The 18,119-nt window shown below is 44.7% G+C and carries 19 protein-coding genes and 1 pseudogene; 5 read left to right on the top strand and 15 right to left on the bottom strand.

Annotation, left to right across the window (positions count from 1 at the left end; translation table 11 throughout):
- Positions 1 to 3 precede the first annotated feature (3 nt).
- Complete coding sequence (locus C4S38_RS06530; RefSeq protein ID WP_007563571.1) at positions 4 to 810, top strand: tyrosine-type recombinase/integrase; 807 nt, start codon at positions 4 to 6, stop codon at positions 808 to 810.
- A 38-nt stretch (positions 811 to 848) separates the two neighbouring features.
- Here the strand turns inward: C4S38_RS06530 and C4S38_RS06525 are convergent, their stop codons facing one another.
- The 7 genes and pseudogenes from C4S38_RS06525 to C4S38_RS06495 all read right to left on the bottom strand — a co-directional run.
- On the bottom strand, positions 849 to 1,427 hold the full coding sequence (locus C4S38_RS06525; RefSeq protein ID WP_103983045.1) for a hypothetical protein: 579 nt from the start codon (positions 1,425 to 1,427) through the stop codon (positions 849 to 851).
- A gap of 26 nt (positions 1,428 to 1,453) precedes the next feature.
- Complete coding sequence (locus tag C4S38_RS06520) at positions 1,454 to 2,653, bottom strand: relaxase/mobilization nuclease domain-containing protein (RefSeq protein ID WP_103983044.1); 1,200 nt, start codon at positions 2,651 to 2,653, stop codon at positions 1,454 to 1,456.
- 4 nt (positions 2,654 to 2,657) lie between these two features.
- A complete protein-coding gene (locus C4S38_RS06515) occupies positions 2,658 to 3,032 on the bottom strand; it encodes a plasmid mobilization protein (protein WP_007563566.1) in 375 nt (124 codons plus the stop codon).
- A 293-nt stretch (positions 3,033 to 3,325) separates the two neighbouring features.
- Positions 3,326 to 4,345: a DUF6371 domain-containing protein gene (locus C4S38_RS06510; RefSeq protein WP_103983043.1), complete on the bottom strand. Its 1,020-nt coding sequence runs from the start codon at positions 4,343 to 4,345 to the stop codon at positions 3,326 to 3,328.
- A gap of 115 nt (positions 4,346 to 4,460) precedes the next feature.
- Positions 4,461 to 5,834, bottom strand: coding sequence for a DUF3987 domain-containing protein (locus C4S38_RS06505; RefSeq protein ID WP_007563562.1), 1,374 nt, complete (start codon positions 5,832 to 5,834; stop codon positions 4,461 to 4,463).
- Positions 5,834 to 6,193, bottom strand: a complete 360-nt coding sequence (locus tag C4S38_RS06500) for a helix-turn-helix domain-containing protein (RefSeq protein WP_032945184.1) — start codon at positions 6,191 to 6,193, stop codon at positions 5,834 to 5,836. Before C4S38_RS06500 ends, C4S38_RS06505 begins: the two co-directional genes overlap by 1 nt.
- A gap of 287 nt (positions 6,194 to 6,480) precedes the next feature.
- A pseudogene (locus C4S38_RS06495) lies at positions 6,481 to 6,663 on the bottom strand (tyrosine-type recombinase/integrase); the annotation flags it as partial.
- Between the two features lie 286 nt (positions 6,664 to 6,949).
- Here C4S38_RS06495 and C4S38_RS06490 point away from each other — a divergent pair.
- Positions 6,950 to 8,179, top strand: a complete 1,230-nt coding sequence (locus C4S38_RS06490) for a site-specific integrase (RefSeq protein ID WP_103983041.1) — start codon at positions 6,950 to 6,952, stop codon at positions 8,177 to 8,179.
- 19 nt (positions 8,180 to 8,198) lie between these two features.
- Positions 8,199 to 9,416, top strand: a complete 1,218-nt coding sequence (locus tag C4S38_RS06485) for a site-specific integrase (protein WP_103983040.1) — start codon at positions 8,199 to 8,201, stop codon at positions 9,414 to 9,416.
- Positions 9,417 to 9,768: 352 nt separating this feature from the next.
- On the opposite strand, the gene C4S38_RS06475 is transcribed toward C4S38_RS06485, so the two are convergent.
- The 3 genes from C4S38_RS06475 to C4S38_RS06465 form a co-directional block, all read right to left on the bottom strand.
- Positions 9,769 to 9,936: a winged helix-turn-helix transcriptional regulator gene (locus tag C4S38_RS06475; protein ID WP_234999306.1), complete on the bottom strand. Its 168-nt coding sequence runs from the start codon at positions 9,934 to 9,936 to the stop codon at positions 9,769 to 9,771.
- A 164-nt stretch (positions 9,937 to 10,100) separates the two neighbouring features.
- Positions 10,101 to 10,424: a helix-turn-helix domain-containing protein gene (locus tag C4S38_RS06470; protein ID WP_103983037.1), complete on the bottom strand. Its 324-nt coding sequence runs from the start codon at positions 10,422 to 10,424 to the stop codon at positions 10,101 to 10,103.
- 11 nt (positions 10,425 to 10,435) lie between these two features.
- Positions 10,436 to 10,762 carry a helix-turn-helix domain-containing protein gene (locus tag C4S38_RS06465; RefSeq protein ID WP_103983036.1) on the bottom strand — a complete coding sequence of 109 codons (327 nt, stop codon included), beginning with the start codon at positions 10,760 to 10,762 and terminating at the stop codon, positions 10,436 to 10,438.
- 434 nt (positions 10,763 to 11,196) lie between these two features.
- Between C4S38_RS06465 and C4S38_RS06460 the strand changes: the two genes are divergently transcribed.
- Positions 11,197 to 11,757 carry a sigma-70 family RNA polymerase sigma factor gene (locus C4S38_RS06460; protein ID WP_103983035.1) on the top strand — a complete coding sequence of 187 codons (561 nt, stop codon included), beginning with the start codon at positions 11,197 to 11,199 and terminating at the stop codon, positions 11,755 to 11,757.
- A gap of 45 nt (positions 11,758 to 11,802) precedes the next feature.
- A complete protein-coding gene (locus C4S38_RS06455; protein ID WP_103983064.1) occupies positions 11,803 to 12,216 on the top strand; it encodes a hypothetical protein in 414 nt (137 codons plus the stop codon).
- 92 nt (positions 12,217 to 12,308) lie between these two features.
- On the opposite strand, the gene C4S38_RS06450 is transcribed toward C4S38_RS06455, so the two are convergent.
- The 5 genes from C4S38_RS06450 to C4S38_RS06430 form a co-directional block, all read right to left on the bottom strand.
- Positions 12,309 to 12,797 carry a DUF3408 domain-containing protein gene (locus C4S38_RS06450; RefSeq protein ID WP_103983034.1) on the bottom strand — a complete coding sequence of 163 codons (489 nt, stop codon included), beginning with the start codon at positions 12,795 to 12,797 and terminating at the stop codon, positions 12,309 to 12,311.
- 768 nt (positions 12,798 to 13,565) lie between these two features.
- A complete protein-coding gene (locus C4S38_RS06445; RefSeq protein WP_103983033.1) occupies positions 13,566 to 14,876 on the bottom strand; it encodes a sigma-54-dependent transcriptional regulator in 1,311 nt (436 codons plus the stop codon).
- The gene (locus C4S38_RS06440; RefSeq protein WP_103983032.1) at positions 14,854 to 17,157 is read right to left on the bottom strand and encodes an ATP-binding protein; all 2,304 of its coding nucleotides are present in this window, start codon (positions 17,155 to 17,157) and stop codon (positions 14,854 to 14,856) included. The genes C4S38_RS06445 and C4S38_RS06440 overlap by 23 nt, the downstream gene beginning before the upstream one ends.
- A 20-nt stretch (positions 17,158 to 17,177) precedes the next feature.
- Entirely contained in the window at positions 17,178 to 17,825 is a 648-nt protein-coding gene (locus C4S38_RS06435) for an outer membrane beta-barrel protein (RefSeq protein WP_160034652.1), read from the bottom strand.
- A gap of 50 nt (positions 17,826 to 17,875) precedes the next feature.
- On the bottom strand, positions 17,876 to 18,115 hold the full coding sequence (locus tag C4S38_RS06430) for a winged helix-turn-helix domain-containing protein (protein WP_103983030.1): 240 nt from the start codon (positions 18,113 to 18,115) through the stop codon (positions 17,876 to 17,878).
- Between the last annotated feature and the right edge of the window lie 4 nt (positions 18,116 to 18,119).

The raw sequence follows: 18,119 nt of genomic DNA, 5'->3' as shown, positions 1-18,119 counted from the left end.
GACATGAACATTGAAAATTTTGAAACGTATCTTCGTCAAGGGAATATGGCGGAGAACACAATTGCAGCTTATCTCTATGCCGTAAAAGAGTATTATTCCCGGCACAAAGAATTGAACAAGCGCAATTTGCTTGTGTATAAAACCTATCTCATTGAGAAATTCAAGCCTAAGACAGTGAATCTTCGTATTCAGGCAATGAACAAGTATCTTGATAGCATGGGAAAATCTCGTTTGAGATTAAAATCCGTCAAAGTGCAGCAGCGGAGTTACTTGGAAAATGTAATCAGTAATGCCGACTACGCTTTTCTAAAAAACAAACTAAAAAAGGAGGAAAACCAAGAATGGTATTTCGTAGTTCGTTTCCTCGCAGCAACAGGAGCAAGAGTCAGTGAACTAATCCAAATGAAGGCTGAACACGTGCAGATGGGTTATTTTGACATCTACACCAAAGGTGGCAAAATACGTCGTATTTACATTCCGAAGTCCTTGCGCAAGGAAGCCACAGAATGGCTTAGCAAAGTCAATCGTACCACCGGCTATCTTTTTCTTAATCGCTTTGGTGAGCGTATCACTACAAGAGGGATTGCGCAACAGTTGAAAAACTACGCAGCCAAATACGGATTGAATGAGAAAGTGGTTTACCCCCATTCATTCCGTCATCGCTTTGCTAAAAATTTCTTGGAGAAGTTCAACGATATTTCTCTACTTGCTGACCTGATGGGACATGAAAGTATTGAAACAACTCGTATTTATTTGAGGCGTAGCAGTGCCGAACAACAAGAGATTGTTGATAAGGTCATAACATGGTGATGTATTTGGAAGGTTGGTCAATCCATCCTTCCAATTCCTTAAAAGAATTTCATATAGATTATCAATCCTCCCAATGTCAAACAGAAATACGCATACAATATCCAGAATCCGACAACGGCACATTTGGCTATTTTGCCATTAAGAGAAAACGAAGTTTCAGATTTCACACATTTATGGACTTCTTTCCAGTGATTCGTATGAAGTGTCTTCAATTCTGTTATCTGCTTCTCAAATAAAGATTTTTCTTCTTCAATCAATTTATTGCGATATTCTGTAAGAATAGACTTGTCTTCATCGCTAAGTTTGACATTTATAACAGTATTCTCTGCCTGAATAATTGCACGGCTAATAGTATCAGGGATATTGTCGGATGTTTTCACTGCAGCATTAAGAACCTGTGCTGATTCTTCAAAAGTTAACACTGAAGCATCTACAAATGCTTTTATCTGTTTCAATTCTTGGATAACATCTTTGATGTCCTTAATCTGATTCGTGAGATTTACAAGCTCGGTTTCAAAATCAACACGATTTTCAATTTTGCTAATGTTATCATCACTATCTATGCTCTTGCTATCCTGCACAGGCAAAGAAGATTGGTCATATTTACTTTTACGCATGGTTATATGTGATTATAAATGAAATACTATCTACCCCTGCTACGTTTAATCGGTTTGCAGAGCCATTTTGCCATTTTTGCACAACGAACAGCCCAGTTACGCTCATCATCGTCCTTATCTTTACCCCATCCGCTACCGGGACTGCCACCACCTCCGCTTGAAACCGCCATAGAAGTAGCAGCATCCAAATATCTGGCAAATAGTAAGGCGGCAACTTTGAATAAATTGGTCTGTTTGACTTCTTCATCAAGGCTTCCAAACTCTTCGTCAAAGACAGACTTAACCATATCTGGTATATCAACCTCAAGTTGTTCTCCATCCACTGTTATGGAATAGTGGTAAATAGAAGGCTTTGATTGTGGCATCACCTCTTTATTATTATGCGCCATCGTTTGAGTACATACTTCCTTTGACTGAATTGCAGTTTGTTTATCAGAAGCATGTAATCCCATCCAAGTCGCTTCAATTTTTGATGGCATCAATTTTCGACTTTTAACCAATATCGAGGATTTATAAATAGAGTTCCCTTTTCGTATAGCGTACCCTTTGACCACTTCCTTATCGTCCTTTATCAACTTAATATCGTACCCCTTAGCGTTTAACATTTGGCTATAAGTTTCCCAATCAAATTCTGGCATAGCTTTCAATATTGCGATGCAGTCTTCACTGATTTGCTGAATATTCTCATCACGACGTTGCACGGATTGCACCCAGCCACGTCTCTCATTGATGATGTTGGCAGCATGAACGGCACGTTCACCAATATAATGCGCATCGTTTGTCTTGCCCATATTGTCTATGCGGTTAGCTACAATATGCAAGTGAGGGATGCCACTTTTGCTGTCAGTGTGTAACGAAACAACATACTGGCTATTTTTGATATTGGTCGGTTTAAGATGACTATCTGGTTTGCCACATCTTCGGTCAATGCCGTCAAGTACTGCAATAAACTCATCCGCCAAATTCTGCCAATCCGTCATTGTCCATCCTGCCGATTCTTCTTTGGCTGGAGATATTTCAAAGCGCAGTGCGTTCAGCTTTATGGGCTTCGGATTATATCTGTCTTTCATACATTGATGCTGGTGTTGCATCATCCGTGACCACATAGCCAAAGGTTCTATATTTTCCGGCAAGTCATTCACCTTAACGAGCTGGGCTTTATCTTTTTCCATAGAATACTCAATGGCTCTTGCTCCATGAGAAATTGCCTTTCCTTGTGCTATCATAATTTCAAATTTGATTTATACTGTCTCGTATTTGTCCCCATCGGACAATAAGCCTATTTACTGCCTCTATCCAAGCACGCATATAATTCTCATCTCGGAAATATCGTTTTTTAATCTCATCAGGTTTACCTTTGAGTACATTCTGAATGCGGATAAGGTCGGCTCGTGCATCCGATAAAGAGTTCAATCCTTGTACTTCCTCGTCTGAAAGTCGTTTGTTTGGATGGTGATTTTGCAATAATTTTCGTCCGTAGTTACTAAGTGTCAGTCCACATTCGGCAGCTTTTTCTACTATCATTTCATACTCATTTTCAGTCAGACGAATGTCTATATGACGAGTACGAACACCCTGTTTTCCATTGTTTTGTTGTATATCCATAAGCGTTTATAACTGGAATTTATTAATAAAATGTTCTATCCATTGCGAGCCTGCGAGTAATGCAAGAAGCCTCCAAGACGATAAATGAGTGAAACCATTTTGTCGGACGGTGGTACTTCTTGCATAGAATACCCATTAAAAATGGGGCATTACATACCTTAATGCAAGCATTGTCTTTGTCCGAACTATGCCATTTGTCTGTCAACTTTAAGAGTGGCTATTGTCACCTATATCCATTTGGATAATCAATAGTTTTACTTTCCCCTTAGTTTGGCTTCTCCAAAAACACATCACTAACCGGAATCCACCAGTTCCAAATGCAAGCAGTCAATCAAAGTTTGTAGGTTTGGATTTCGCTTTATCATCTTTTGAAGTATCATCGCAGGTGTTTCAGTCGTCAATAAGAAATCCGCAATATCAAGTCCGTTCTTGCGCTGTTCGTCTGTGGCGCATTGTTCCAAACTATCACTCAATACAACTTTAGAACATACGGAAGTGAGTAAAGCCATCTTGGTTTGCCAAACCTCTCTTGCACCCAAATCCGGGCATAGCATAACCGACCGACCTTTCAATACACTTACCACGTCAGACTTGAAGCATCCATGCATTCCACCTGTTGCCAACCATATAAATTCCGGCATATAATGGGTAGCTATCAAAGCGGATTTTTCGCTTTCCACAATAGCAACAGGTTTGGTCGGATTCTCAGATAACAGATGTTCGCCAAACAAACATTGCTTCAAATTGTAGTTTGGGAGATTCAGTTCTGTATGTACCCAACTAACATAACTTCTTGGCTCTTTTGTCCGATGTCCTGTTTCTGCATCATACAACATTATCTTCCCTGTTCGTACATTACCTTGCCAATCAATTTGCCAATAGACAGTAGAACCGCCCCACTTCTTTGATGTGCCAACATGATATAGTTGGAATATCCGAGAAGTCTCATCTTTACCCAACATCCCAGACAGGTAGATGTACAATGGATTCATACCATAGTTAGTAAGAGTACGTTTCATTAGTTCATTGTCAACAAAAGAGGTTGGAGGCAGTAAATTGGGCTTAGGCTTATCGGCTTCAATGAAGTTATCCTTGTTGTAATCCACTACCATTGGGTTATCATGAAAATAATCCGATGGAGTGTAATGGTATTGGCAAGATTGCTCATGGTCACATCTGCCTACATAATCAGGAAAAGTTATTTCTCCTTGGCTATCTATGTACTTGACAAAACATTGTTTCTTTCCACACTTCGGGCATGAAAGTTTTGACCCACGCTTATATTTTTGAAGAGAAAATCTATATTCAGCCATACTTCTTCATTTTGTTATTGCAGTCCGTGCAGTTTGCACTTATTGCAGTTTTGCAGAAATCCTATGTCAGCGCAAAGTGCAAACTGCAACAACTGCAAACTGCAAAAGGTGTCGTTTATTGCAGCTTCTCATATTCACCTCGCTTTACTTTCTTGATAACCTTATTCGTAGCAAGGCTAACCAAAGAATACATTACCGACCTTTCCGACAACCCTACTTCTTTTCCGGCTTGAATGGCATCGGCAGTAGTGAAAGTTGCGGAAAGGCAATCAAGCAATTCTCTTTTTTGCGGTTCAACGCTCTCTCGCAACATATATTTCTGAATGTTGGTATAACAGTTCTCAAAGTATTCACTCAATGCAATAGCAGATTTGGTTGAGTCAATATCCACAAAATCCTTGTGTTCTTCACCGCAAGCCCAACGAAGGATTTGCAAGACTAAAGCTAAACGAGCCGTAATCATGGGAGCTTTAATCACTCTGCTATCCACCAATCCATCATCTTGGATTTGATTAACAGCCCGAACTGCATTATTGCGCCAGTTTGTAAAATAGGCTTTGGCTTCCGAAGAAAATTCCAATACATTATGTATGGCTCTGTCATCTTCATTCTCTATAAATGGCAAACTAATTACCTTATTTATAATAGAATCCCACATTGATGAGTATTTACCAAAAGTTGATACGGAAGATTCTTCATCCAGCCCCCAATCTGAAATTTCCTGAGACGATGGATAAACAAAAATTATTCTGTCTATCAGCCCATTGTCTTTATATCCTTTCTCTATCAGTTCGTGCATACGTGTCGTTTGCATCGTGCCGACAATATTTATAAAAGGATGCTCTATATGAATAGGTACAGGGATGCTACATCTTGAAATATCCAATGGTTTTCCGCTAAAGGCTGTCAATAGCTGCTCAATGAGTTGTCCTTTGCTATATTGATTCACGGCATTAAACATTCCCATAATTTCATCCACATATACCACGACACCTCGCTGATTGTCATCCAACGCACGCATTAAAGCTTCCGGTGTAAAATCGGATATGATGGTTCTTCGTAAAATTGGTTTGTCCGGCAATGAAGAGGACTTGTCTTTTTTAGCCTTATTGTTTTCAACCAAGCTATTATAATGCTCCATATCCAATTTAAATTGTTTGATGATTTTGGCATCATGCTTTCGGATAGGACGGAATGCAAAATCCAAAGGTGGGGTTTTGCCCATTCCGGGACGACCTACCAATATCATATAAAGGGCAGGATTACTAATCCATCCACCACGAATACGAATATTGACAGCGTTGCCGATAGCGGTTGACACTGCCACCAAAAGAGAAGCCATCATATATTCTATGGAATAATTCTCTTGTCGGGATAGAGCCAATATCATATCTTGAATTTTGGCAGGAAAAGCATCCAAAGGAATCTTGTTTTCAAAGATCCCTTCAAATTCCATTCTGAGCGCATTGCATAAATTGGTTGAATCCATTAGAATTTGGTATTTCTTTTTGACTTTATGAATTGGGCGGCTTCATCTTCCAAGTTTTTATCAGATTTGATTTTGCCGGCATGGAGCCATTCGTCAATTTCCGATTTTAGAAACATGATACGCTTCCCTCTTTTGTGGAATGGGATTAGATGACAACTCGTCCAGCCATATACAGTTTGCTCTGCCGGGTGACTGGGAATATAATCACACAATTCCTTAAGGTTCATCCATTGTTCGGTTGGAACGCTTTGATTCTGATTGTTTAATCCATCTATTTTAGAATCCAGCTCATTCAATTTATCCATCAACCACGACATTGCTTTGGGTAAATCTTCAAATGTAATGTTCTTCTCACTCATATTGCTACTTGTTTTTTGATTTTTCGGCAAAATAACAGCGATTACGCATACTGATTTCATAGTGTAATACATCACATAAATAAGCAGTAACGAAACATAATCATCATAAGGATTACCCATTGATTATCAACATGAATAGTGGAGAATATCAGTAGTAGATTTTTATGATAATGTCTTCAATCATCAAGGGATCATAAGATGGTCAGAAGAAAAGACCATAGATAAAAACAAAAAGCCACCCACGCAGATTTTACGCAGATGGCTATACTTACAAAGTATAATAATGGTTATTTTGTTTGAGATAAATCCAATTTAATGGTTTCTGTAGCTTTCTCTTTCTTTTCATCAACAACCTTTGCATACACCTGTGTTGTTCGCACATTTGTATGTCCCAACATTTTGCTGACCGTATAAATATCAGTTCCTCCAGCCAGTTGCAGGGTTGCGTAGCTGTGCCTAAAACAATGGAAACAGAAAAGCGATATGAGCAATGGAAGCGAGAAGAAAACGTGACGTAATCTGTTGCTAATTAAGCATTTCTCTATATTCTTCCACATGAGTAAAAAGCAAGAAAGTGGGGATTATTGAAGATGTTCAGTTACCAAACCGTTAGCCGGACAGTTACCGAAAGGAATCAAGGTAACGCGAAGCAGGCCAGATAATTTGAAACGACGATATATTACACTGGTTGTCACAGTTTTGCATACCAAAGGACGCTTGTAAAACAGGTAAATTTGCCACTAAAATTATAAGCGTATGAAAGTTGAAAAATTCAAGGTTCTGCTCTACCTCAAAAAGAGCGGACTGGACAAGTCGGGCAAAGCCCCGATAATGGGACGTATCACCGTGAACCGCACGATGGCGCAGTTCAGCTGCAAGCTCTCCTGCACTCCCGGATTGTGGAATCCCCGCGAAAGCCGGTTGAACGGCAAAAGCAGGGAGGCCGTTGAAACCAATGCAAAAATCGACAAGCTGCTGCTTGATGTCAATGCCGCCTTCGATTCCCTTCTGGAGCGCAAGGCCGATTTTGACGCAATGACACTCAAGGATACCTTTCAGGGCAGCATGAACACCCAAATGACCCTGATGAAGATGTTGGAAGCCGTCAGGGATGAAGTAAAGAGTCGTATCGGGATAGACCGGGCCAAAGGGACGTATCCGGCATACGACTATACCTGCCGTACCATGCGGGAGTTCATTGAAGCCAGGTTCAAGACAAAGGATCTGGCCTTCGGACAACTTACCGAACAGTTTATTCACGATTATGAGAATTTCATCCTTGATGAGAAAGGACACGCCGTGGATACCGCACGGCATTACCTGGCAATTGTCAAGAAGTCTTGCAGGAAAGCCTATAAGGAAGGGCATTCCGAGCGGTTCATGTTCCAGCATTATGTCCTTCCGAAACAGACCGTCAAGACACCCAAGGCATTGAGCCGGGAAAGTTTCGAGAAGATACGGGATGTCGAGATAGCCCCGCATCGCACGACCCACCGCCTCGCAAGGGACCTGTTCCTCTTCGCCTGCTATACCGGGGTAGCGTATAGTGATGCTGTAACAATCACTAAAGAAAATCTGCATACGGACGAGGACGGGAGATTGTGGCTGAAATACCGTCGGAAAAAGAACGAACTCCGAGCAAGCGTGAAACTGTTACCGGAAGCCGTTAACCTGATAGAGAAATACCATGATGAGGAAAGAGATACCTTGTTCCCGATGATTCACTATCCAAGCCTGAGAAACCACATGAAGGCACTGGCCGTATTGGCAGGGATAAAGGAGAACCTGTGCTACCATGTCGGCCGTCATTCGTTTGCCTCGCTCGTCACCCTTGAAGCGGGTGTACCGATTGAGACCATCAGCAAAATGCTGGGACATAACAATATACAGACAACGCAGGTGTATGCCCGTGTGACACCTAAAAAACTCTTCGAGGACATGGACAGACTTATCGAGGCTACCAAAGATTTCAAACTTGTTCTATAACCCATAAATAACAGACATCATGAGAAGTACATTTTCCATATTATTCTACATCAACCGCAGCAAGGTAAAGGCCGACGGGACAACGGCTGTCATGTGCCGTATTACCATTGACGGCAGGAACACCGCCATCACCACCGGGATATACTGCAAGCCGGAAGACTGGAACGCCAAAACCGGAACAATACGCACGGTAAGGGAAAGCGCCAGACTGCAAGAGTACCGGAAGTATATCGAACGGACATACGAGGATATTTTACGGACACAAGGCGTTGTAAGCGCAGAGATAATCAAGGCACAAGTGACAAGGCAGTTCGTGGTTCCAACCCATTTATTACAAATGGGCGAGATAGAGCGTGAACGTCTCAGAATACGGAGCAAAGAGATAAATTCCATTTCCACTTACCGCCATTCCCAATACTTCCAAAAATATTTGACTGACTACCTTATCTCCATGGGCAAGAAGGACATTGCCTTTGAGGATATAACGGAAGACTTCGGCAAAGGTTACAAGGCATTTCTTGTACGGAACAAGAATTTCAGCTCCACGCAGACCAACCGTTGCCTCTGTTGGTTGAACAGGCTGCTTTATCTTGCCGTGGATAACGAGATACTGCGTACCAATCCGGTGGAGGATGTCGAATATGAAAAGAAGCCCGCCCCCAAGCACAAGTACGTCACCCGTGAGGAAATGAAAAGGATCATGGCCATGCCCTTGAATGACGGGCGTGCGGAACTGGGCAGACGGTCGTTCATCTTTTCGTGCCTGACGGGACTTGCCTATGCCGACATCAAGCAGCTTCATCCGCGCCATATCGAGACGACAGCGGATGGCAGGCGGTTCATCCGCATCAACCGCAAGAAAACCGGTGTGGAGGCGGTTATCCCCTTACACCCGATAGCCGAACAGATATTGGCATTGTACAACACCACCGACATGCACAATCTCGTGTTCCCACTGCCAAGCCGGGATTCCATCTGGCACGAGATACGGGAAATCGGTGTGATTCTGGGCAGGAACGATGACTTGTCCTACCATCAGGCCCGGCACGGGTTCGGGGTTCTCCTTATTTCGGAGAGCATATCAATCGAGAGCATAGCCAAGATGATGGGGCACTCGAATATCACCACCACCCAGGGATATGCCAGAATAACGGAGGAGAAAATCTCAAAGGAAATGGACAAACTGATGGAAAAGAGAAGTCAAAACCGCACACATTCCGGTAATGGCAACCAATGACAGTTTCGTAGCCGCCTGTTTCCTCGCTCGTCCATAGAAGTTAGTACAGACTTTCCTGAAAGTGAAAAGGTCAGGCGGCGATGCCGTTTCGGACAGAATCTTCCTTTGCGGGCAAAGGGTATTCAGCCCGAAAACCTTTCCCCTTTCACGTCTGTACAATGAACGCTGACGGCAGCGGAAACAAGCGACTGACGGAAAGGTCGATGTAACAAAATAAAGAAACAGCATACTGACAGTAGGATACTACCGGTCTGTATGCTGTTCTGATATTCCATACTGATATTTTATAGGGGGGTATTTTTTGAAACACAAAGAAAAAGGCAGGCGGCAAACTGCGCTCCCTCCAGAAAAATCAATCCTTTTTTTCGACCACTTGCCAATATCCGCCTTTGTCCGGCCCGATTCGTCGGAGCGCTCCGTCCGCTTTCAGCCTGAAAATATGTTTTTCCACGGCTTTGGGGGTTATTCCTATCCGCTGGGCAAGTGCCGTTGTGCTCAGTGTGTTATCCAGTGAAAGCAAAGCAATGATTTTCTCCCTACTTTTACTTTCTTCTCCCCACTTTTTGCACTTTTCTTCCCACTTCTCATTTTGACATCATGTTATGATAAAAGTTGCTTTTATCCGCATATTCCATGCTTAAAGGATAGCTTTGCAGATTAAAAGTAACTTTACAAGTTCGATGTTTATGTATTTTTCAACCTATACGCTTCCTTGTACCCGTCCATCAAGACACCCTCTATGTCAGAAGCCCTATACAGGATTTTTCTGCCTACCTGAGTATATGGCAGTATGCCGTTGTTGCGGTAGTCCTGGAGGCTCCTGCGGCTGACTTTCAGTTTAACCGCCAGTTCCTTGTCTGTATAATAGCGTTCTGCGTCCAATGACGGTTTATTATTGTCGCGTATTTTCTCCACCCTGCTTGAAAGGTCTTCCAGCAACGAGAAAAAGGCCCTCACGCGCATGTCGTTTTCCAGTGTCAGCAACCGGATATTGCCATTGTCATTCATAAGCCCGGTATTTATAGTTTGTTGATATTGTATTCTCTTCCTTTATTGGCGCCAATACGCCGTTTCATTCCCGCCACGGGAAAGACAGCCTTCACATCCTCCGGCCTATAATACACCTTGTGGCTTATCTTAGTGTAAGCCAGCGTACCGTTTTCCCTCATCGTCTGTAAGGTTCTCGGACTGATACCGAGCAGCCTGCACACGTCATCGCTGTCAAGCCATTCCCTCTCTCCCAAGTCCTCATGTTCCCGGCAGAGACGTTCCACCTTTTTCGCGAAATTCTCAAATCCCGAGAGCATCCTCTCGAAAGTCGCCTTGTCTATAACCACTACTTCCATATTCCTGTAATTTTAAGTTTGACATTGATTTTTATTGTAAAACGGAATGGCGGACAGATGATATCGGAAAGGGATTCATGTGCCCGTAAACCGTTTCGGAAGCGAAGAAAATAAAAAAACGGGAACCGTCTGCAAACCGGAGGGCACGTGTCACCGGCAGACATTCTTTTTCACCGTCAGATGACAAATCCGGAGGTAGAAAACCTCAAAAGACACCCTCATTTCTTTGAAGCAAAGGTAGCCGTTCCCCACCGGGGCGCAAGGCCGAGGCCCTGCGGGTCGGCGGGGAAAAAATCATCCTCACGCTCCGCGCTCCGGTATTTTTTCCTGCCGAGCCTTGACACCTTTCCGGTGGGAGAACGGCTGTAAGGCATACAAAGAAACAAGAGTGCCTGCACCGCAGGCCGGATGTCTAACAGATAAAATCAAAGGATATGGCAACAAAAGACGTGAAAGAATTCAACGGATGGTTCAACCGTTCATACGCGAGACTGAAAGAAAGTGTGTCCCTTTACGGGAAGATTGACGAGGACGCATTCCATGACGCGTATCTGGCAGTCAGGAAGCAGGTGATGTTTTCAAAGGACGGGATAAAGGACATGGATTCTTATTTTTTCGGGTGTTACCGGAGAATCCTACAGTCGGGGGCAAGGGACGAAAGCCGTTACGACAGCCCCGGAGACGAATATTTCTCAAGACTGGGTGAGACGGACAGCCCGGAAGAGACGGAGGAGCGGGAAGAGATGCTTACCGGGTGCGACAGGCTGGTAAGGGACATACAGAAATTCCTCAGGCATCACTTTTCCTACGAGGATTACAGGATATTCATGCTCCGGTTTTACGAGACCGGCAGCTCGTTCCGTACCATCGCCAGGCACATGGGCGAGAAGACCTCGGTGGTGACACGCAGGGCACAGACGATGATGGAATCCGTCCGGGCGAACCGGAAATTCATTGCCAGAAGAAGAATGATTATGGCCGGCGAGGCAGCATGACAAGTATAATGACAGACAATGTATAACTATAAAATGCAAATGATTATGAAACTGACAGTTTATGACAAGAGCAATTCACATCCGGCACTGACCTACAAGGGCAAACGGATCATCACGGTATGCCGTGACGGCAGCATGTACCTGAGCAAGATATTAAGCAGGGAGTTGAACCTGCACACCGGCAACCGGCTGGGAATCGCCAGGGATGACGACAGACCGAAAGACTGGTACATGTTCGTATCGGATGACGAGAACGGCTTCACGATATGGAATGACCCGCGTTGCGCCCGTTTCTCCAACAGCTTCATAGCCGGCATGATACTCGATGCCGCGAAGGTGGAGAAATGTGCCGGGTTTATGGTGGCGAGGGAACCGGTGAATGTGGACGGCAAACTCTGTTACAAGATAATACTCGACAACCCGATACCGAAAGGAAAGAGAGCCACTGGCACGAGATAGGGCACAAGGTCGTGAAAGGAAAAACAGGGGGCATCCGGCAGCAGGAAGAGATTCTGACTGTCGGATGTCCCTTTTCACATGTGAACGGAACATCATAACGGCTTCAGGTTGATACGGCTGCTGTAGATGGCATTCAGCTCGTCACGGTACTGTTCCAGGTGGGCCGAGAGGATATTGTCTATATAGCACGAAATACTGACGGTCGGCGCTACCACGGAAAGCAGGGTGCGCACCCGTTCGTAGTTATCACTACTGACATAGGTCTGTCGGCGTTCCCTCACAACGTTGTTATCAAACAGATGTTCGGGATACTCCTGCAAGCCGTTCCTTGTCCGGCGTGTTTTCTCCCGGAGGGCCGGGGACGGTACTTCTTCACCAGTAGATGTACCGGAATCTTCCACCTTGTCGGGTACGGCAGGAATCCCGGATTGTTTTTCCGTATCTAATCCCTCGTCTCCTTCTCTTTTGAAGCCGGCAGCGTTGTCACCATAATTTTTTTTCATGAAGCCGGCAGGAATGTCCCCCGTCATCATCCTGCGTATCTGCTCCTCATCGATTTTAACCTCTTTTCTCTTTACCATAATTCCATATTTTAGATAGTTGGACAATTCTTTTCCGGCAGTATTGCGTTTCTCTCACGTCGTGAATGCGAAAATACGGCCATTCCTGTATGCGTATATCGCCGAACGGATATGTACATCCACTAAGTAAGTCGGTCACGTATCCAATCCCCCACGTGTTCCGTCCGGCATTAAGCCGGTCACGCATTCACACATGGCCGGACGGTTACATTATTATGTTCTTATATGTTTCCGTTCACCCGTTACCCGATGGTCGGATGCAATAATACACCCCGTATCTGACGAACACATGGATAATTGTGCGACCGGACGCGTTCGGACATGCGGCAAAATAACGATAAAATTTCCGGATTGCCACTATCATGGCGGCCTGCTGACGGTCTGTGGCACTGTATGTCATCCTGTTACACCGCCCAAGTGTCCCGGTGGCTCCGGTTTTTGGCATTCAAGGAGTGATAAAGATGTCGGCGGAAGGAGTTTATCAGCGGGGAGTAGATAAGATGCCATATTTTGATTTTTCGACAGAAAAATTCATGTTCAAGCGAACATGGCAAGTTGTGTTTTGGGGCGCCCGAAATTATTTCCGGCACCCCAAAACAACTTGCCGCTCGCCTGGAGGCTCGGGACGGGCTTCACTCCGAAGTCGTTGCGCCTGAAGACGAAAAAGCAAGGACAAAAAACAAAAATAAGCTGCCTTTATATACAGACCGGTTTGCTAAAAAGGGCAACTGCTGAAAAGAGAAAATGGGCTTTATGCGTGTTTTTGTTCTACCGTAACCCGTATTTCTTCATTTTCCGATATAATGTCGCGGGATTGACATTCAATAGTTCCGCGGCTTTTTTCCGATGTCCCCCGCATTTCTTCAAGGCGTCAATGATGGATTGTCTCTCCACGTCATCGCTGTTTCTTAGCGGTCGGATGACGGAAGGAACAGCCGGGGTTCCGGATTGTATCTCTATATTCAGGTCCTTGATGCCAATCAACGGTTGCTCTGCCAGCAGCACTGCCCGGCGTATCCTGTTCTGTAACTCACGGACATTACCGGGCCATGAATATGTCAGTAGCAGTTTGCGTGCGTCAGGCGTGAAGCCTGTTGTAGCCTGCCTGAGTTCTCCGGAATATTTCTCACGGAAAAATTCGGCCAGGGGAATGATGTCTTCCGGACATTCGGATAGTAATGGCTGCCGGATTTCAAACCCTGCCAGACGATGGAACAGGTCCTCACGAAAAGTCCCGTTACGAACGGCCCGCTCCATATCCTCATTGGTTGCAGCCACAATCCTCACATCCGCTTGTAGTTCCCTGTTGCTTCCTACCGGAACATAAATGTTCTCCTGCAGGACACGAAGCAGCATCGTCTGGATTTCGGCAGGCACGGTGCCTATCTCGTCCAGAAACAGCGTGCCACCTTTAGCCATCGTAAAATACCCCTCCCGGTCAGAGTCAGCCCCGGTAAAGGCCCCTTTCCTGTGTCCGAAAAACAAGGATGATGCCAGCTCTTTCGGCACTGCACCGCAATTCACCGCGACAAAAGGCTTGTCACGCCGGTAACTGCCCTCATGGATAATCCGGGCGATTGATTCCTTCCCGGTTCCGTTGGCTCCACATATCATGACAGGTATATCGAATGGGGCCACCTTTCCGGCCAGTCTTTCCGCCTCCACCGCTTTGGGGCTGATACGCTCATGCAGCATTTTCTTTTCCAACCGCACGGAGGATGAAGGTTGCAGAATTTCCTGCAGCAAGTCGAGAAGTTCTTCCATTTGAACGGGCTTCGCCAGATAGTCCTTGGCGCCGAGCTTGATGGCCTTCACCGCCCCGGGTACGGAAGCATATCCGGTCATGACTATGAACGGGACATCCATTTTCTCTTTCTGTATCCATTCCAATAGGGATATGCCGTCTCCTTCGGGCAGGCGCACGTCGGAAAGTATCAGGTCTATGTCTCCTTTCCTTACCTGCTTACGGGCGGAAGGTTCCCCGCTTACTATTTCTGTATCATATCCTTCCCTTGACAGCCACTTCTGTATCATGTACGCCAGTGCCGTATTGTCTTCAACGATTAATATCTTCTTCATTTTCTATTGCTTTTTTCTCTGATTCGGCCATTTCTATCAACTTTTCCATATGCTGTATGATTCGTATGGTATGGTCGGTGATGCATCCGTCCGTTACCTCTTCCTTATGCAGGAGCCCCCGGTATGCCAGCAATGCCCTTTCCGCCTGTATCATTTCCCACATCGGCATCATACGGTGCACCGTCTCGCGGAGCGCCTCACGGTCTTTACGGGCGGAAGCCGATTGCAGGGCGGCTATATTTTTACGGGATTCTGAAATGAACATGTCCAGCATACGTGATTTATCCCCGACGTCGGAAATCAACGCAGAGAAGTCCGCTATGCGGTCTGCTTCTCCTGCGACAGCCAAAGTATTCAGCAGTTCGTTTTTGGAAAATGGTTTATATAGACAAGCTGTAAAACCGGCTTTATGGAAAAAGTCTCTTGGTTTTTCACCCCGCGCGGTCATGGCCACGACGGGGATAGTCCGGGAATTGCCTATATCAGACTGGCGGAGCAGTCCAAGCAGTTTAATGCCGTCTGTACCTGCCATCTGTATATCGGTCAGGAGCAGACCGTAATCGGTTTTTCGCATTTCATTCACAATCTCCTGCACGTTACGGCAAGCCTTGCAGAAGATACCGCTGCGCTCCAGCATTTCCCGGACCACTTCAAGCTGCATCGGATCATCGTCGATCACCAATACGCGTTGCGGAAGCCCCATTAGTGCATCGGATCTATGTTCCTCCTCTTCAATACTTTCTGTCGTGAAAGGCAACGGCAAGCTAATAAGAAAGGTTGTCCCTTTTCCTATTTCGCTTTTTACCGTTATATTGCCGTCCAACAGCGTAATCAGTCCTTTGGTTATGGCGAGCCCCAAACCGAATCCGGACGGGTTTGTCCTGGATGTGGATCTTTCAAAAGGCTGGAAGATACGTTTTAGCATATCCTCACTCATTCCGATGCCTGTATCACTGATTTTCAAGAACAATGTTTCATCCTTGTAATCAGCTGCGAATACGATGGTTCCGGCTTCCGTGAATTTAATGGCATTGGTCAATAGATTATCAATGATTTGCTCTATGCGGTCAGAATCGCCTTTAACGGTTATATCGGTTCCCGTGAAACCATGAGAGAACACAATCCCTTTATTGTTTACCGTTAGCGTAAATCCGGTGGCAATACGTTCCAGCAATGTATCCAATTTGAACGGGACGTCATTACGCTTTTCTTTCGATTCGTTCAAACGGTACATGTCCAACAGGTTGTTAAGAAGATGCAGGATGTGTTTGCAGAGGATACGGATATTCGTGAGGTAACGGTCCCTTTCCCGTTTGTTGCGGGTATCCATTGTCAGTTCCGCGCTTCCGTTAATGGTATTCAGCGGACCGCGGATGTCATGGGTAATGGTAAGTATGATTTTCTTACGCATTTCCAGCAGTGCCGTATTTTGCTCTATCGTATCCTTTAATTGCCGTTGAGTACTTGCCTTCTCTCTGATATCCCGTTGGATAATCAGATAAGAAACGACAAGGAGTACAATGGCACTTAGAATCAGTCCGGTAATAATCAGAGTCGAACGCTCATAGGATTGTTGGAGATATAATTCCTTGCCTTGAAATGTAGCTTGTGTTTGCTCGTCCATATCTTGAATCAACACATACAGCTTGCGGTTCAACTCCCGGTTTTGAATACGCAGGCTGTCCGTGTAAGCGTCGATTGTCTGCTGCCGTTCTTCCTCCATCGAAATCAATCGCTCGTTCAGGGAGTGAAGCGTGTTTGGAGTGGTCGGAACTTGTACTGTCTCCTTGCCTCCGAAAAGCCCGGCAAGACCTCTCTTTTTTCGGGTTACGGTGCGGAAATTTCTTGTTTGCCGGGCAAGGACGGGCAGGTGTTCCGATAAGAGACTGTCGTGTTGCTGAAACACCAGCATGGCTTGGTGCAGGTGCTTTTCCTTATTGGCCAGCAGAAGACGGAGCGTATCTATTTGTCTGGTCGGGACGAACTCTTCATAGTCTCGTTGCAGAATCTGCAAAAGGCTGTCTATTCGCAACCGCCGTACCTGATACTTCCGATAATCCTTCTTGTCCCATGTAATCGCAGATTCTCCCAACGTGGCAAGGACGGTAATATGCTGATGGGCGGCGTTTATGGTACGGTTAGCCTCCTGAATCTCTGTAATTTCCGATTCGATATTTTGCACCCGGTTCCGTTCATGGAACATGATAGCAGCCATACTACCGATGACTGCTATCAATATGATGTAACCTAAAAGTATTCGGTGTTGTAATAATAATTTCATTATTCTTCTCAAAAGAAATCTTATTTCCCAAAACGATATGCCACTCCCAAACTGATTCGGCTTGGCAACATGCTTACTTTATCTTTTGAGGCATCAAGCTGATCCAAAATCCCTATCTTATAGGAAGCATTAATTTGTAGTCCGCAGCCCAATTCATATCCTAACATAACGCCTGCTCCTACACTGAACGGCTGGAATACTTTATCCCCATTACCATTCTTTTCATAAAGGTCTGTTTCATGATCATCCATTTTGTATTTTGCATTTAAACCATACCCTACAAACGGTCCCGCACCTACGATCAAACGATTATTACCATATACATTCCAATGCCCTACTGCATAGAAGGCAAGTTCCGCGCCTAAATAACTAAGGTCGCCTTTCTTTCCATCTTGTTCCAACTGGGAAACCTGATAATGCATCAGAATGTCTTCCTGTATAGAAAAATTCTCTGTAACACGAAAACCGAAGAAACCACCGGCCGAGCCTCCTACATTCATTTTGCTTTTTACCCCCGGTATGTCCGAAAGGAAAAAGCCGGATAGATTTGCTTCTACTTTGGGGCCTCCATACATACGTCCCATAAGATTCTTTACTAAGCCTTGAGCTTCAGCTTGTACAGTTCCCAATACTATGGCCAAAACTGCCATCATTACTAATTTTTTCATTTCTACTAATTTTTTTGTTATTAATATTTGTGCTAATCCTACCTTATTTCTCATGTCATTGAATAGGTATTATAGCACGTTAAGTTCATTTCTTCGCATTCAATTTTTATTCGGTCAGTCGTCATGTCATAAATTATTTTATGATCATGTATGAGCCAGCCTATGATTAAGTAAATCTCTTTATCAGATAATCCGCATTCTACTTTCAAGTCCTGTATCGACATGCCGGTTTCCCTCTTCAATGCCGTATATAACTTGTCAATCCATTGTTGTATGATATTCTCGTCCATTTTT

Origin of the sequence: Parabacteroides chinchillae (assembly GCF_900108035.1) — a bacterium.
GTDB lineage: Bacteria > Bacteroidota > Bacteroidia > Bacteroidales > Tannerellaceae > Parabacteroides > Parabacteroides chinchillae.
This window is presented reverse-complemented; position numbering and strand designations above follow the sequence as displayed.

Coding starts and splice junctions, on each gene's coding strand:
- C4S38_RS06505 (WP_007563562.1), bottom strand. CDS start 5,834: ATGGATTCAACCAATTTATGCAATGCGCTCAGAATGGAATTTGAAGGG.
- C4S38_RS06460 (WP_103983035.1), top strand. CDS start 11,197: ATGGCAACAAAAGACGTGAAAGAATTCAACGGATGGTTCAACCGTTCA.
- C4S38_RS06455 (WP_103983064.1), top strand. CDS start 11,803: ATGAAACTGACAGTTTATGACAAGAGCAATTCACATCCGGCACTGACC.
- C4S38_RS06515 (WP_007563566.1), bottom strand. CDS start 3,032: ATGGATATACAACAAAACAATGGAAAACAGGGTGTTCGTACTCGTCAT.
- C4S38_RS06465 (WP_103983036.1), bottom strand. CDS start 10,762: ATGGAAGTAGTGGTTATAGACAAGGCGACTTTCGAGAGGATGCTCTCG.
- C4S38_RS06430 (WP_103983030.1), bottom strand. CDS start 18,115: ATGGACGAGAATATCATACAACAATGGATTGACAAGTTATATACGGCA.
- C4S38_RS06440 (WP_103983032.1), bottom strand. CDS start 17,157: ATGAAATTATTATTACAACACCGAATACTTTTAGGTTACATCATATTG.
- C4S38_RS06485 (WP_103983040.1), top strand. CDS start 8,199: ATGAGAAGTACATTTTCCATATTATTCTACATCAACCGCAGCAAGGTA.
- C4S38_RS06500 (WP_032945184.1), bottom strand. CDS start 6,193: ATGAGTGAGAAGAACATTACATTTGAAGATTTACCCAAAGCAATGTCG.
- C4S38_RS06525 (WP_103983045.1), bottom strand. CDS start 1,427: ATGCGTAAAAGTAAATATGACCAATCTTCTTTGCCTGTGCAGGATAGC.
- C4S38_RS06530 (WP_007563571.1), top strand. CDS start 4: ATGAACATTGAAAATTTTGAAACGTATCTTCGTCAAGGGAATATGGCG.
- C4S38_RS06490 (WP_103983041.1), top strand. CDS start 6,950: ATGAAAGTTGAAAAATTCAAGGTTCTGCTCTACCTCAAAAAGAGCGGA.
- C4S38_RS06445 (WP_103983033.1), bottom strand. CDS start 14,876: ATGAAGAAGATATTAATCGTTGAAGACAATACGGCACTGGCGTACATG.
- C4S38_RS06510 (WP_103983043.1), bottom strand. CDS start 4,345: ATGGCTGAATATAGATTTTCTCTTCAAAAATATAAGCGTGGGTCAAAA.
- C4S38_RS06520 (WP_103983044.1), bottom strand. CDS start 2,653: ATGATAGCACAAGGAAAGGCAATTTCTCATGGAGCAAGAGCCATTGAG.
- C4S38_RS06470 (WP_103983037.1), bottom strand. CDS start 10,424: ATGAATGACAATGGCAATATCCGGTTGCTGACACTGGAAAACGACATG.
- C4S38_RS06450 (WP_103983034.1), bottom strand. CDS start 12,797: ATGGTAAAGAGAAAAGAGGTTAAAATCGATGAGGAGCAGATACGCAGG.
- C4S38_RS06435 (WP_160034652.1), bottom strand. CDS start 17,825: ATGAAAAAATTAGTAATGATGGCAGTTTTGGCCATAGTATTGGGAACT.